The 15,672-nt window shown below is 52.5% G+C and carries 9 protein-coding genes; 1 reads left to right on the forward strand and 8 read right to left on the reverse strand.

Annotated features, from left to right (window positions below):
• Window positions 1-16: 16 nt before the first annotated feature.
• Window positions 17-1,648: a vWA domain-containing protein gene (locus CRP01_RS13890; protein WP_099150655.1), complete on the forward strand. Its 1,632-nt coding sequence runs from the start codon at window positions 17-19 to the stop codon at window positions 1,646-1,648.
• 127 nt (window positions 1,649-1,775) lie between these two features.
• Here the strand turns inward: CRP01_RS13890 and CRP01_RS13895 are convergent, their stop codons facing one another.
• The 8 genes from CRP01_RS13895 to CRP01_RS13930 all read right to left on the reverse strand — a co-directional run bounded on the left by CRP01_RS13895 (window position 1,776) and on the right by CRP01_RS13930 (window position 15,577).
• The gene (locus tag CRP01_RS13895) at window positions 1,776-3,263 is read right to left on the reverse strand and encodes a RagB/SusD family nutrient uptake outer membrane protein (RefSeq protein WP_099150656.1); all 1,488 of its coding nucleotides are present in this window, start codon (window positions 3,261-3,263) and stop codon (window positions 1,776-1,778) included.
• Window positions 3,264-3,387: 124 nt separating this feature from the next.
• Entirely contained in the window at window positions 3,388-6,519 is a 3,132-nt protein-coding gene (locus CRP01_RS13900; RefSeq protein WP_099150657.1) for a SusC/RagA family TonB-linked outer membrane protein, read from the reverse strand.
• Between the two features lie 659 nt (window positions 6,520-7,178).
• Window positions 7,179-7,700, reverse strand: a complete 522-nt coding sequence (locus tag CRP01_RS13905; protein WP_099150658.1) for a contractile injection system tape measure protein — start codon at window positions 7,698-7,700, stop codon at window positions 7,179-7,181.
• Between the two features lie 168 nt (window positions 7,701-7,868).
• Complete coding sequence (locus CRP01_RS13910; protein WP_099150659.1) at window positions 7,869-8,333, reverse strand: phage tail protein; 465 nt, start codon at window positions 8,331-8,333, stop codon at window positions 7,869-7,871.
• Window positions 8,334-8,492: 159 nt separating this feature from the next.
• Window positions 8,493-10,064, reverse strand: a complete 1,572-nt coding sequence (locus tag CRP01_RS13915) for a phage tail sheath family protein (protein ID WP_099150660.1) — start codon at window positions 10,062-10,064, stop codon at window positions 8,493-8,495.
• Window positions 10,065-10,190: 126 nt separating this feature from the next.
• A complete protein-coding gene (locus tag CRP01_RS13920; RefSeq protein WP_099150661.1) occupies window positions 10,191-11,294 on the reverse strand; it encodes a pyridoxal-phosphate-dependent aminotransferase family protein in 1,104 nt (367 codons plus the stop codon).
• 58 nt (window positions 11,295-11,352) lie between these two features.
• Window positions 11,353-12,642: a Gfo/Idh/MocA family protein gene (locus tag CRP01_RS13925; RefSeq protein WP_099150662.1), complete on the reverse strand. Its 1,290-nt coding sequence runs from the start codon at window positions 12,640-12,642 to the stop codon at window positions 11,353-11,355.
• A gap of 112 nt (window positions 12,643-12,754) precedes the next feature.
• On the reverse strand, window positions 12,755-15,577 hold the full coding sequence (locus CRP01_RS13930) for an FAD-binding and (Fe-S)-binding domain-containing protein (protein ID WP_099150663.1): 2,823 nt from the start codon (window positions 15,575-15,577) through the stop codon (window positions 12,755-12,757).
• Between the last annotated feature and the right edge of the window lie 95 nt (window positions 15,578-15,672).

Here is a 15,672-nt window from a genome sequence, read left to right on the forward strand (position 1 = left end):
ATCCAAGAATACATCCATGACCAAACCGGATATCCAGGAACAGCTCGATCAGGAATACCAGCGCTTTATCGAATTCAGCACGCTGCTGGATCGCAAAATGCGTAAGTATCTGGTCCACTACCTGCAAAATAAACTGGAACCCGGCCTGCACGTATTACCGGAGCTCAACGATCGATATTTCCGATTTTTTCAGAAGGCTCTGGATGGGATCTTTTCTATTCAGGGATTGCTGGGTCTGGCCGGCTACAACGAAAAGATCCGGCGGCAGATCGTTCTGGACATCCTGCACTGGTTACGTAAGTCCTACGACAAAGTGCGCTCAAAAAACCCGTACGAGGATGAATTGCAACGGCTGGAAAGCTGGGCGGTCACGCCTCTGCATATCTTCGTAAAACGCTGGTCTTATCTGCCCAATTACCTCCTCCAGATCTATCCGCGGTCTTCGCTGGACAGCTACTTTTTCCGGGATCGTTTTCGCGAACTGATCGGTAGTAAAACGATCGAGGATATTCCTGCGGACGATCGGCAACAAATTGAACTACTCTTTCGGGATCTACTCGCCCAGTGGGACGCCCTGCTGCACGCCAGGATCCTGGATTATCAGTTACAGAAATTTGAAGAGGAGCAGGAGTATTTCACTGAGCTGGTCAGCAAAAAAGTAGAGCAATACCAAAAGATCCAGCAGATCGTAGCGCCCTTTTCGGAATACCTTGGCTGGGATATGTCGCGCGAACTGTGGCAGGAAACCTCCTTTGATCTTTTGCAACACTACGCCGACCTGCTGGAAGACGAGCAGTCGATCAAAGAACTGGCCGACCTGCTGGGCCGAATGCGAGAAGCGGAGATCGAGATTGAGGAAGAAACCTTCGAAAAGACCATCATCCGGCAGGAATGGGTGGTGGATGACCAAAGCCGGGCGGAGATCGTTGGGGTGCACGAAAGTGACGACCTGACGAATATGCTGAGCTCGGAAGCCGGCTTGCTGGGAGATGAAACGACCGAACTGCTTTTTCTGAAAAAATACGCCGACAAAAACCTGATGACCTTCCGCTACGAGGATCGCCGCCTAATCAAGAGCGAAGACCACCTGACGGAGATCAATCAGCGGGTCCGGCAGAAAGAAAAAGGGCCCTTTATCATTTGCGTGGATACGAGCGAGAGTATGTACGGCCGGCCCGAAAAGATCGCCAAGGTGCTCTGTATGGGCATCCTGAAGATGGCGATGCACGAAAACCGGCGGGCCTACCTCATCAACTTTTCCCGCGGCATCCAGACGCTCGACCTCTACGACATTGCCAATTCCGTCGATGATATCGCACAGTTCCTGCGGATCTCATTTTACGGCGGCACCAACGCCTCCCTGGCGCTGTACGAAGCCATCCGACAATTGCAGGGAAATGATTACGAAGATGCGGATGTATTGATGGTTTCTGACTTTATCATGTACAAACTGGAAGATGACGTGCTGCGCCAGATCCGCTATTTCCAGCAAAACAAAGGCACGCAGTTCCACAGTCTGACCCTGAGTGACGAGGCCAATCCCGAAGTGCTCGAGTATTTCGATACCAATTGGGTGTATCATCCTAAAGAAAAAGGCATAATACGGTCGCTCACCGCGGGGTTGCATTCCATTCACCGAAACTACTAGTCCGAAAGACTGACGAAGGGTTCGCCCACAAACGGGAAAGGCCACAAAAACCGGCTGTTCGTAGATCAATAAAACAGCTTCGGTCCTTGCGGCCCTTCGTCATTGCTTATCGCAAAAGATCTCTCCCTTACGGATTCTGCTCCATCAGCGGATTGGCATCCATTTCATCCTGCGGGATCTGCCATTGCCATCTCGGATCGCCGGCCGGTACTTCCAGCAGGTTGCCGAGCAGCGGCGCGTTGTGATTGGCACCGGTGCGATCCAACGCCAAATCCAGACGCTTCAGATCGGTGAACCGGAAACCTTCTCCCCACAGTTCCCAACGTCTTTGCAGCAGGATCTCGTCGATCAATGCCTGTCCGGTATTAGTGGACAGTACATAAGCCGGATCACGATTTACCGCCAGTGTGTACAGCACATCGGCCGCTTCCGCATCCATTCCCAGACGAGCCTTGGCTTCCGCCTCGATCAGGTACATTTCCGCTGAACGCATGTAAGGTACATCGCCCCGGCTGTCACCCGTGCCGTAAGACAGGAACTTCTGACTGGTGTACGGGAAACGCTGGTGGGCCGAGCTGATCTCGATGCCGGCCGGCAGGTTCAGGTGCTCCCCGGTAGGGTCAAACACTTTGGACCGTACGTCCGTCTCCGGGATCATATCGTACAGCGTGCTGTTGATCGACTTGGGATTCCCGCGGATATTCGAAGAACTGAAGTTACGGGACATCCAGGCACCAAAGTTGGTAAAGGCCGAGCCCTGCTCTTCGTTGTAGTGACTCCCCCAGATCCATTCGCTGTTGTCGTAATCGTTGAAACCCAACTGATAATCGTCGTTGTCCATCAGATCAAAACCTTCGCGGGCTGCGATGGCGTACTGAATGGCATCATTGTAGTTACCCGTTACCAGTGCGACCCGGGCTTTGAGGCCCTGGGCTACATTTTGGTTAATGTGGGAAGGGTTCGGCCGTGCGTAGCCTTCCAGCAGGGTGATCGCCTCGTCCAGATCCGCGTTGATCTGAGCGTAAACTTCCTCTACCGTCGCCCGCGCCTGCGGATCGGTGGTCGGCGTTACCATCAAGGGTACACCGGGCTGGGAGTTGTTGCCGCCGGGTACATAGCGCATCGCGTAGCGCTGCACCAGATGAAAATGGGCAAAAGCGCGGTAGGTCAAAGCTTGTCCCAGCGCGGCATTGCGCTGCGATTCCGGTCCTTCGGCCGCTTCGGCACCATCAATGACGATATTGGCGTTGTTGATCACTTTGTACATGACGCGCCAGTTGTGACGGTTGTCGCTGTCATTGGGATTGGTGTGATCATTCCAGGCGGCAGCATTGATCCACCAGCCGTTTGCCCGGGCGTTCATGACCAGGTCTTCTCCCTGAGCATCCGTCTGGATCATCATGGCCGAATATCCCCCGCGACCGTTGGAACCCTGGCGGGTGTACAGCAGGCGGTGAATACCGTTGATGACCAAAAATAAGTTGTCCGTGGTTGCGGTAGCCGAACCGGCAGATACGCCTTCCGTAGGCGTCTGGTCCAGAAAGTCTTCGCTACAGCCGATGAAGGAGATCATCACTAATAGCGCCAGACCGCAACTGATTATAGATTTATACATCTTTTTTATGTTTTTATACGTTGCTCCGACCTCTGGTCGGAGATATGCCGACTACAAATCGGCATTACTAGAGAATGTCGCGAATACAAGCCGGCTGTTGTGCGCCGACTGGAATTCGGCGTTACTAGAACCCAACATTTGCTCCCAGCGTCAGAATACGCGAGGGCGTGAAACGGTTCTGTGTGGTACCGTTGAAGTTCTGATTAACGTCCATACCTTTCCGGGCCGTTTTCAGGAACAGGTTCTCGCCGTTGGCGAAGATGCGCAGGTGACGCAGTCCCAGATTGTTGATCACACCCTGCGGCAGATCGTAGGACAGATTCAACTGACGCAGTGCGATGTAGCTGGAGCTCACCAGCCAGCGATCGGAAGCGCCGTTGAAGTTGTTCGACTGGCTATCGTCCAGACGGGGTACATCCGTGATATCTCCCGGCTGCTGCCAGCGGTTCAGGATCTCCGTGCTCAGGGCACCACCGTAGTTGTTGACTGACATCAGACCGGCAAAGTTGCTGTCGTAAGTCTGTCCGCCCAACTGGTAAGTGAACAGGAAGCCCAGACGGAAATCTCCAACGGTAAAGGTATTCTGGAAGCTACCGAACAGATCGGGAATAGCGGTACCTACGAAGTCGAATTTAGCATCATTGATATTCGTCGTTACCAGCGTACCGTCAATTTCGCGCACATTCACATCATCGCGATCGGCATCATCGGCCAGAACATACAGTGACGCTCCATCCGCCGGATCCACGCCGTACCAGTCTCTCAGCCAGTAGTCATAGATAGAACCGCCAACCACCAGTTTCTTGGTACCGTTGATGATCTCTTCCTGCGGCAATTCCGTAAATTCATTCTTAATGGTAGAAGCGTTGGCATCCAGGCGCCAGGAGAAATTCCGGCTGCGGATGACATCCACACCCAAATTGACCTCTATACCGCGGTTGAACATCGAACCGATATTGGCATTAAAGGCATCCAGTCCGGAAGACAGCGGTAGCGGTACTTCGAACAGGAGGTTATCCGTAATCCGGTTGTAGTACTCAATGCTACCGTCTACTCGATAATCAAACAGGGCAAATTCCACGGCTACGTCCGCCTGGGCGTTCGATTCCCATTCGAGCGTGGTGGATCCCAGAGTGCTCAGCAGAATACCCGGTTCCAGGTCGTTGTTGAACCCAAGGCTGAAGAGCGGCTGGCTGGCAAAAAAGCTCAGGGCCGTATTGTCGAGGTTGGAGTCGTTACCCACTTCCCCGTAAGAGGCTCTCAGTTTCAGCAAGTCGATCCAGCCGGCAGACTGAATGAAAGCCTCCTGATCCAAACGCCAGGCACCACCGACGGACCAGAAGTTACCCCAACGTACATCCTCGTAGAAACGGGAAGATCCGTCGCGACGGAAAGAGCCGGAAATAAAGTATTTATCGTCATAATCGTATTCGATCCGTCCCAGGTAACCTTCCGTGCTGTATTTCCGGGTATTGGAAGACAGGTTGGAGGTTTGGGTGAAGTTGATCAGTTCGGTGTTTCCGTCGGCGATGATGCCTAAGCGGAAGCCGGTGAGGAAATTGCGCTCGTATTCAAAGCTTTCGTGACCGGCCAGAATGCCGATGCTGTGCTGACCGAAGTCCTTGTTATAATTCAGCAACTGGTTGTAGGTTACCGAAGAGATCGTGATAGCGTCCCGGCCGGCACGACCAGCGGGTGCACCGTCACCCACGATGGGGTTATCGAAATCTTCATTGCTGAAGAAACGGCGATCCAGACTGGCATTGGCCGTAAACTTAAATCCGTCCAGGAAGAACAGATCAACGTAGGCTCTGGCTCCCAGCGAGGTATTGCGGTTGTTGTCCACATTCAGGATGGTTTCCTGGATAACGTGGCGGCCGTTGGTATTACCCACGCGGTTCACACCCAGATCGTAGATGCGATTACCCGCATCGTCCAGCAGGAACTCACCCGTGACGGGATCGTGTTCGTACACCGGATAGATCGGTGCAATACGACGGGTAGAGAAGAACGGATTGACAAATGAGGTACTACCACCGTCGGCGGCCTGATTGGAAACCGAAGAGCTACCCGACAGGTTAAAACCCGTGCTGATCCAGTCGCGGGGAGAAGTATTCACATTCACCCGGCCGGAGATCCGCTGGAAATCGGAATTCAGGATCCAGCCCTTGTCGTCCAGGTATCCCACGGAAGCGAAATAGTTCGTTTTATCGGTTGCTCCCTGGTAAGAAAGATCCACCGTACTGCGGGCACTGGAGCGGGTCAGTTCTTCCTGCCAGTCCAGATCATCCGGATACAGCAAGCGAGCGGATGGGTTCAATTGCCCATCCGTACCGACAATCTGATCGTTGCCTACGTTGAAAGGGTTGGTACCCAGTTCGTCGAAGATCCCGGCGGTTGCCATTTGATTGGCCTCATCGAGCGGCGTATCACCGGAGATCGCCAGGCTGTTGCGATAACCCTCCCACATCAGAGGATAGTACTGCTCGGCGTTGACCCGTTCGTATTCGGGAATAGCGCGACCGGTAACGCCCTGACTGACATTCAGGGTAAACTTATCGTTGCCCTTGGAACCCTGCTTGGTCGTGATCAGCACCACCCCGTTGGCAGCTTTGCTACCGTACAGCGCCGTGGAAGCGGCATCCTTCAGTACCGTAATACTTTCCACGTCATTCGGGTTGATGCTAGATAAAGCACCGGAAAAAATAATCCCGTCCACTACATAAAGCGGAGCGCTGGAGGCATTTACCGAGCCAAATCCGCGCACCCGGATGGGCGAACTGGATCCCGGCTGGCCGTTACCCGGAGCGTACTGAATACCGGCGGCACCTTCGATGGCGGAACTGATGTTGGTCAGCGCCCGGCCTTCCAGAGATTCCGCATTGATCTGCGTGGCGGAACCGGTAAAAGCTCCTTTTTTGGAAGTACCGTAGGCCACTACGAGTACCTCATTTAACAAATTGGAGCCGGCCAGAGTTACGTCGATCGTAGTCTGGTTGCCCACGGTGATCCGCTGCTCTTCCATACCCGTGTAGGAAAAAAGCAGCACATCTTCCGGACTAGCCTGAATGGTATAGCGACCATCCAGATCGGTCACCCCGCCGGTGGTCGTTCCTTCCACCAGAACCGTGGCGCCGATGAGCGGTTCACCATCTCCGGTAACGGTACCGGAAATAGTCCGTTGCGCTTCCACAGAGTAGGCCGTCAGCAAAAACAGCATCAGGAAACTCCATGAAAATCGTTGCAAAAACTTCATACTAACAGTATTTGAGTGATAAAATGAATAAACATGCCAGCTCAACCCGGTAGCATTACCGGATTGCAGTAAAGCGTCAAAGTGACGATACCATCGGAAGTCGGGGCGTTCGGACACAGGGCTACCTGGATCCGCGGACCTGAAATAGTGGTCCGGAATCTTTCATAGCTAAACCCGGTCATCCTGGTCACCTGCGACCAATGGATTTTCCGTAAAATGTTGTTAACCAACGGATATACCTATCCCACCTCTGCTCCGAAACGGGCAAAAGAAGGAAATGCAATCCACTGGATCACCTGACAATGATGTAAATAAACACTGAGGAACTACCGGACGGACACTATAGTGCGTCTATCCGAATGTTAAGTTTGATAGGCAAAAAATAATGATGGCTTAGGGGTAATTTTTCAGTACTAATCCTATGATGATAATGTATATCTCGAAACGTAAGCCACGTTCCGTTCTAGGGGGCACAAAATAGGGAAATATGATAGCAAAACTTTTAAATTTTTCTCTTTGGTAAGGGGGGAGACAATTAATCGGGTTCGAGGGATTAATGGTGAACAATGTAGAAGATGCTGCCAATTTTTTCCGCCCACGTTTCTGTGTTGAATGGTTTATCGCCATAAGATTCTAAACGTCCGCAGTATTAGCATATATCATCTCCATATCACTTTTATGGGATATTCCATCCACGAAAAGCTGACCGGACTGATGGAAAAAGGTTTGTAATCCAGCAAAACATCAAACGGGCGTTGTTCTACTTTCAACTCCCAGTATTTTTCCTTACGCATTAATTTACCTTCCCGCCAAAGCCAGGATTCCCGAAAACCCTCAGCAGAACTGTTCTTGATCAGTTCCCAATGGCTGATGATCGCCTGGAGCATTTGTTCGGAGATTTCCTTCTCCGACTCCGAGGGAGTAAATGCTTCACTTATTATCGTTTCTACAGGTATTCCGCACAATATTTTATTCAAAACCAAATCTTCCTCCTTCTGCCGATTTTCGCCAACTACCACGTATTGAAGTAATTGAGCCGCTCTCTCGGCAGCATCCTGCGATTTGAAACCACTATCCTCCGTCAGGCCACAGCGGTCAAAAAAAGAAGAGAGGTAGGCATTTAAAATCACCAAACCGGCATTTTGAATATAGATCTCTTCACTAATCATTTCTTCCTGCATCTTGCTTATGTTTTAAATATTCCGGAGGGGGGCCACTGTCGCTGTATTTCGTAATTCATTCATCTCGAACCTCCACCAAAAAAACGAACCTATCATCGATCTAATCCACCGTATATCGATGGCTATACGTATCAGGATCCAGTATTATCCGGCATCCAATCTGGGTGCTCAGCTATTCTTTTTGGTCTCAAAATAATTATAAGCGAATTCGATGCTTTCTACCGCGTAGGCATTTTCCATAGATTTGAATTCCGATACACTCCACTTAACCGGATAGGCATCTTGGAAGACCCAGGAAATGAGGATATTTTGTTTGTCATCCAATAAGGCTACGGTGATCGTCTTCGTCTGGATCGGTTCGGCCAGTCCCTGGTTCAGGGTCTGGTCACACCAGGTGAAAAGAGGGGAGTTTTTGGGAATTACCCCTCTTTTCAATACCAGGTTACTGTATTTGGTCTTCCCCGGCAGGCGGTACTTAAACCGGTTCTCTCCTTCGGAGCCCATTTCTTCCGTGTTCATATCCACGTTGATACCCGATGCCTCCTGGAAGGCAGCATCTGATGGTTCGCTGCTTCCCGAAAATGAAAGACTAAAACTGAAGGATACAGGAGGATAAGCAGCAGGGTCTGCCATAACTTGCCAAATTTTAATTAGTGAAATTAGTAAGTAGTTTTAATCGTCAGCTCTATATGGGCCATGATTTCAGATCAGTGGCAGGTATCATTTATGGCCAGGTATTTTTCAGGGACCAGATAACCGCTACCTAATACTTTTCATCCAGCAGTCTGATGGTTATGATTTTGCCAACTCCTGTTCCACCGTCACTACGATGAATTCTGCGGGATGGGAGACCGCCAGCAACACGGAAACCCGGATCATGCCATCCAAAATATCCTGCGCGGTCATAGTTGTACCTAAGCCTACCCGCACGGAAAAAGCGTCCCCTGGTTGAGCTCCCTGCAGTGCTCCTTCCTTCCATATATTGGTGAGAAAGTTTTCCAGCATACTCTGGATGGAAGTCCAGGTATTTTGGGTATTCGGAGCGAATACGAAGCTACGGAGCGCCAGTTTAATGGATTGCTCGATCATGGTGGCGGTACGGCGTACGTTGACGTAACGCCAGTCCTGGCTATTGCCATCCAGGGTACGTGCGCCCCAAACAAGCACGCCCAGACCGGGGAAAAACCGGATCGCATTAACGGATTTTCCGGAAACCGCATCCACATTAAGTCCCTGCTGGTCCTGGTCGTTCAGCCTGATCGTGATGTCGGACACCCCGATGGGCGTTACATTAGCCGGTGCCTTCCATACGCCCTGGGTGTTGTCGACCAGCGAATAGACGCCGGCCATGACGCCACTGGGTGGTAGCGTATTGATCTTTTCCTGAATGATCGAGAGGATTTGCTTATAGGTTGCACTGGCCACCGCCAGCGCTGCACTATTCTGGCTTACTGTTTGTTCGTTGCCTTTGGCGATGCTATCCAGGATCTTCTTGGCATTGGGATTAGGAGCAGCCGGAGGATTGAGAATGGGGTCTAAAACGCTGACATCACCACCGTTTATATTCTGGTAGGTGACCTCATCGATGGGAACAGCCGTAGTTTTGAGATAGGGATAATAGGCCACCCCGTATTTAAGGGAATTGTTTCCAGTACTGTTCCGAAAGTTCTCAATATCTTTTGTCCACCCGATGGGATCCGGTTCCCGGCCGCCGATCACATCGAAAATAGCCACGGCGGTTTGCATGCTTCCACACTGGACCAGGCTCTGCTCCATCAGGCTGCCGTTTTCCGCTAGTCCGAGCAGTGTGGCTTCGGGAAAAATGTACATGGTTACCTCCGGAACCTTCTTGAGCATATCCAGACCTCTTATCAGATCGGACAACCGCACATTGGGGTTGATGATCTGGCTTCCGGGATCAATGGGAGCACCGCTGGCCGGCCCGTAGGTACCAACGGAAACGATATACGCCTGACTGCCGCCATTCTGGAAGAATAGCTTGATCATGTTGTACAAATAGTAGATCGTATTCGGATCCGGCTCGATCGTGTAGATATCTCCGTTGAAGTGGTAAAAATTCCCTTTCTCGGGTGCTTTCTTTTGTTTGGTAAGATAATAGGAAGGACTGTACTGCGCTGGTGCTTTTTTCGTAACCGGCTCGGCGGGATAGGCAAAATAATCCATGAATTCAGCCATCGAGTTGATCGCTACCGGCTTGAATAAATAAGATTTCCCTTCGTACTCCGCCTGCGGGGTATAGCCGATGAAAGCCGGGACTGCCGTCGCTACCTGCACCACCGAATTGGGAAAGGCATTTACTTCTTCAATATATACTCCGGGTTGCTGAACAGGTTGATTACTCATCTTGGTTTAGTTTTGGAAGAGAGAAATTTCAGGCATGCCCTACCCCACCGATCCTATTTCAGTTTTTTGTCCAATCCCTGATCCTGGACTTTTAGGCTATTTTCCGAAGCGTAAATGCGGAGTTGATCAGATCAACTCTTCCAAAGCCCCCACCAGCATATTCACATGATTTTTGGTGCAACTCTCGCCCATAATGCCGATCCGCCAGATCTTACCGGCGAAAGCACCGAGGCCGCCACCCACTTCGATATTGTAATCGTCCAGCAGTTGCCGGCGCAATTTGGCTTCGTCCAGTCCTTCGGGCAGGAATACGGAATTCAGGTTTGGCAGGCGATGCGCTTCGTCCACCAGATAGCGGAAGCCTAGGTTCTCCAGTTTGCCGCGCAGGTAGAGGTGCACTTCCCGGTGGCGGGCCCACCGCTTTTCGAGTCCTTCTTCCAGTACCAGGCTCAGGGCCTGGTGGATGGCGTAAACGGAAGATACCGGTGCCGTATGGTGGTAGGCCCTTTTCGCTCCCGCCCAGTAGTTCTTGACCATACTCAGATCCAGGAACCAGCTCTGTACTTTGGTCTTACGGTTTTCCAGCGTTTTAACGGCAGCATCCGAAAAGGTGACCGGCGACAGTCCCGGAGGGGCGCTCAGACACTTTTGGGTGCCGGAATAGAGGGCATCGATCTTCCACTCGTCCACTTTCAGGGGGACCCCGCAGTAGGACGTGACGGCATCAACCACCAGCAGTGCGCCGGCGTCGTGCACCATTTCGCTGATCTCCTCCATGGGTTGCAGCGCACCGGTAGATGTTTCGGCGTGTACCAGGGCTACCAGCTTCGGAGCGGGGCACTTATCCAGGGCCTTTTTCAGATCCGCCGGTTCGATGATCTGCCCCCATTCTACTTCTACTTTGTGAACAGTAGCGCCGCAGCGATCGGCAATATCGGCCATCCGACCGCCAAAAACCCCATTTATACAGATGATACATTCATCACCCGGTTCCAGCAGGTTGACCAGGCAGGTCTCCATGCCGGCGCTTCCCGGAGCCGAAACGACGAAAGTGAGGTGATTCTCGGTAAGCAGCGTCTGCTGCGTCATGGCTTTCACTTCATCCATCATCCGGACAAATTCGGGATCCAGGTGCCCCATCAGTGGGGCGGCCATGGCGCGTAGTACCCGGGGATGGGCGTCGGAAGGGCCGGGGCCCATGAGGATTCTGGCGGTAGGATTAAAATTCATATTTTTTAATGGTCAGCGTTCAAAAATTAAGGTTGTTAATGGCCGGATCACCGGCTACTTAAAAGGCGCGATAGGTTCCCCCCAGCAAGGCATTCGGTTCCGTTTCCGCGAAAGAGGAGGAAGCATTGTTCCAGTGCAGTTTTTTATTCGGGAAGCGATTCGCGACCACGCCCAGCAGAATTGCTTCCGTCAAACGGGCAGCGTAGGAGAACGGAGCGCTCGTTTCGGTTTTGCCCATACAGGCATCCACGAACTGGTGATAATGATCAACTTCTTCCAGCTCCGGATACGATACGGATTCGTACTTTTTGCCGACGATCAGTTTGGGAAAAGCCCAGTGCGGTAACAGCAGCCGACCTTTTTTGCCGATGAACATGGCGCCCTGTTCCGGCAGCTGATCGCCATTGGGCAGTTTCAGATCCCGGTGCATTTTTGGAGCTTCGGGGCCGTCGTACCACACCCACTTCAAGGTATCGGTAGTGTAGGCCGTACCGGGGAATTCGTAGGTTACGGTATTTTTTTCGGGATGCCCGAATCCGGTTGGTTTCCGACACTTGGTCTTTACCGTTTTGGGTACATCCAGGGCCAGCGCGGTGTAAGGGGTATCAAAAATATGAACTCCCATATCGCCCAGCGTTCCGCAGCCGTAGTCCAGCAATTTACGCCACTGTCCCGGATGGTACACCTTGTCTTTGTAATTTCTTTTTGGAGCAGTACCCAGCCACAAATTCCAGTCCAGGTAATCTGGCACCGGATCGCTGCCTACGGGAGCCGCGCCGTTGTATCCCCAGTTTTTGGGTGACCAGGCCCGCACGGTATGTACCTTACCGATGATGCCGTCCTGAATTAGTTGTACGGCCGAACGGTATTCTTTGAAAGAGTGGATCTGAATGCCCATTTGGGTCACCAGTCCTTTTTCCTCCGCCATTTTGCGCACGGCTCTGGCTTCGGTTACGTGGTGCGTGAGCGGTTTCTGGCAGTACACCGGCTTGTCCATTTCCATGGCCAGCAGGGAAGCCGGCGCGTGGGTGTGATCCGGAGTGGAAACGATCACTGCATCAATATTTTTACCGATCTCGTCAAATAATTTCCGGTAGTCCGCAAAAGTACTGGCGTGGGCATGCAGTTTTTTCGCATCCGCCAGTCGGTTGGCGTCGACATCACACAATGCGGTTACTTCCACCATGCTGTGGGAGGAAATTGATTTCAGATCGGCACCTCCCATTCCCCCGACCCCGATGTGGGCCGTTCTCAATTTGGCGTTCCGGGTACGGGCCCAGACGGCCGACGGCAAAAAGGTAAGGGAGGCGAAGGAGGCGGTATCCTTTATGAACTTTCTTCTTTTCATCAAAATTGGTTGTTGGTCTGTTTTGTAAGTATTTTATGGTCACCCGGCTAAGATAAACAATCTGCTAAAACTTCATCATTGGGTCCGGGTTTACCGGAAAATTGGTTGAAAATTATTCGCTCACCTCGTCCAGCAGACGGAGCACGGACTCGTAATCCTGGCCCACTGCCTCGCTTAGCGCCAATTCACAGGTTTTGGAGGTGGAATAGTATCCATCGTACGTTTCTTGCCGTACTTCCGCGGCTTCCGTTTTGGTAGCGGCGGCCGTCAGTTCCGGGTACAGGAATCCGCGATCACCGGCCATACCGCAGCAAGCCGCAAAGACCGGCAGATCAGCGCGGGCGGAACAGGCCGCTCCGATGGCCTGCAATTTGGCGACCGTCCCCATTTTCTGCACCGAACATACCGGATGAAAGACCACCTTTTCTTTCGGTTGGGTGATCCGTAGCCGCCCGATCAGGTGATCTGCCGCAAAATCGACGATATCCAGGATCTGCAGTTTATCGAACCGCGCCTGATTTTCTTCCGACAGATAATTCCGGGAGCCCAACAGGGTCTGCGTACAACTGCTGACATCCGCAACCACCAGCAACCGGCCCACATCGGAAGCCGCCCAGAGGCGCTCCATCGCTTCGTTGGCTTTGTAGCGGTAGGCATCGGCAAATCCCTTAGAAGAAAAGATCTGCCCGCAGCAACCACCCGTTACGGGTTTCGGAAAGGAAACGGCCACGTCCGCCTTGCGGCAAACGGACTGGAAAGCATCGATCATCTCTCCGCCCATCATCCGGGAGATACAGGATGGGAAATATAGAACCTCCAAAGCCGTTTTTTTCTTTTTACCGGTCCGTTTGGACTTACCATTCAGGTGGTAATTCAGTTGTAGTTTTTCAAACTGGCCGGACCAATTCGGCAGAACTGGCAGGATCTTCCGGGCCATACCCGTCAGCCCCGGCATAAAGCCGGTACCCAGCAGCCGGTTAAGTCCCGTCCCGGTTTTTAAACCCAGTCGGGCAGTTCTTTCGAACCAGCCGAATCGCTTAGCCACCTGCAGGGCCAGTTTGTTCTGCCGGGGCGAATGGTTTTCCCGTCGCAGTCGTTTCACCAGATCTCCGGTATTGATATCCACCGGGCATTTGGTGGCGCACATCCCATCGGTCGCACAGGTTTCCAGCCCTTCGTAAGTATAATCTTCCAGTAAAGCTTTCTGGGTGGCGATATCTCCGGCCATTTCCGCCCGTTTAATGGCGCGGCGAACTCCGATCCGGCGCCGGGGGGTAAGGGTCAGATCCCGGCTCGGGCAGGCGCTTTCGCAGAAACCGCATTCGATACAGCGATCCACTTCCTCTTCCACCACGGGCATGACTTTCAGGTGGTGCACATGGGTCAGCGGATCTTCCGTGATGACGATCCCCGGGTTAAGCAGATTTTCCGGATCTACCAGGCGTTTCACCCACTTCATGATCTCGTAGGCTTCGGTACCCCACTCCCGAGAGATATAGGCCGATACGGCCCGTCCGGAACTGTGCTCGCCCTTCAGCGCACCGTCGTATTTATTGAGTACCAGATCGAACAGATCATCGTTGAACAGTTGGTAGGCCGCAATGTCTTCCTCCGTAGCGTAACTCTGGGATACGACAAAATGCAGGTTACCATCTTTAGCATGCCCGAAGATGATCCCGTTTTCGTAAGCGTGTTTATCGAACAGTTTTTGCACGTCCACCACGGCCTCCCCCAAACGCTCTACCGGGAAGGTGAAATCTTCCATCAGAGCCGATGTTCCTTTGGCGCGCATACCCGCCACAGAAGGATACATGCCCTTGCGGATCTTCCACATCAGGGCCTGTTCCGCGGGATCCTGCGTAAAGTCCGGCGGGAATAGCAGCGGCAATTCCGCAAACATGGACTTCGCCGCTTCGTAGCGGGCGGCCAGTTCTTCCGGCGTGCTTTCCTGAAATTCGATCAGAATGGCCGAGGCCGCTCCGGGTAAAGTCCGCAGGAAGTCCGGCACACCCGGCATATCTTCCACCGAACGCAGGGAGGCCCGATCCATAAATTCCAGGGCCCGCGCACCGGTTGTTTTCAGATCGTAGATGGCGTTGCAGGCTACCTCGGGACTATCGAAATACAGCATAGCCGTCATCTTGTAGGGATAATCGGGGATGGTATCCAACACTGCCTCGGCGATAAAGGCCAGCGTACCTTCGCCGCCGATGATCAGGTGAGCCAGTATATCCAGCGGATGCTCGTAGTCCACAAAGGCATTCATACAGTAACCCACCGTGTTTTTCTGTTTGTATTTCTTTCGAATGCGGGCCATTAGCTCCTGGTTACGGAATATGTCCAGCCGCATTTGTTTCAGGCCGGCAAACAGGTTCGGTTCTTCTTTTTCAAAACGCTCGTAGTCGTCCGGATTTTCGGTGTTGAATACCTGTCCGTTGGGTAGCACAAACGTAATGGCCCGCAGCGTATGGTAGGAATTGAACTCCACCCCGCAACACATCCCGCTGGAATTGTTGGACAGGATACCGCCCATCATGGCCGCATTGATGGAGGCCGGATCGGGTCCCATCTTTTTGCCGTACTTTTTGAGGGCCAGATTGACGTAGGAACCGATCACGGCGGGTTGGACGCGCACCTGCTGTCCGTCCGCCTCGGGAGTCACCTTACGCCAGTAATTACTCAGATCCACCAGAATGCCGTCGGTGACGGACTGCCCGGAAAGGCTGGTACCGCCGGCGCGGAAAGTGAGATGGATCTTTTCTTCGTGCGCCAGCGCAAACAAACGACGAATTTCTTCTATGGTATTGGGCTGCACCACGGCCTGCGGCACCAGGTAAAAATGGCTGGCGTCACTGGCGTAGGCGTAGCGATCGATCAGACGAGTCTTCACCCGCTCGGCGGGAAGTATTCGAAGAAGGGCTTTTTCTAATGACATATATTGAAGGACGTTAGACTGGGGCCAATTTACGAATTTTCGGAAGTAGGTGGCCGGAAGTATCCGAAGGCCGAACTTTTGTAGGTTAACGTAAT

Source organism: Flavilitoribacter nigricans DSM 23189 = NBRC 102662 (assembly GCF_002646595.1).
Taxonomy (GTDB): domain Bacteria; phylum Bacteroidota; class Bacteroidia; order Chitinophagales; family Saprospiraceae; genus Flavilitoribacter; species Flavilitoribacter nigricans.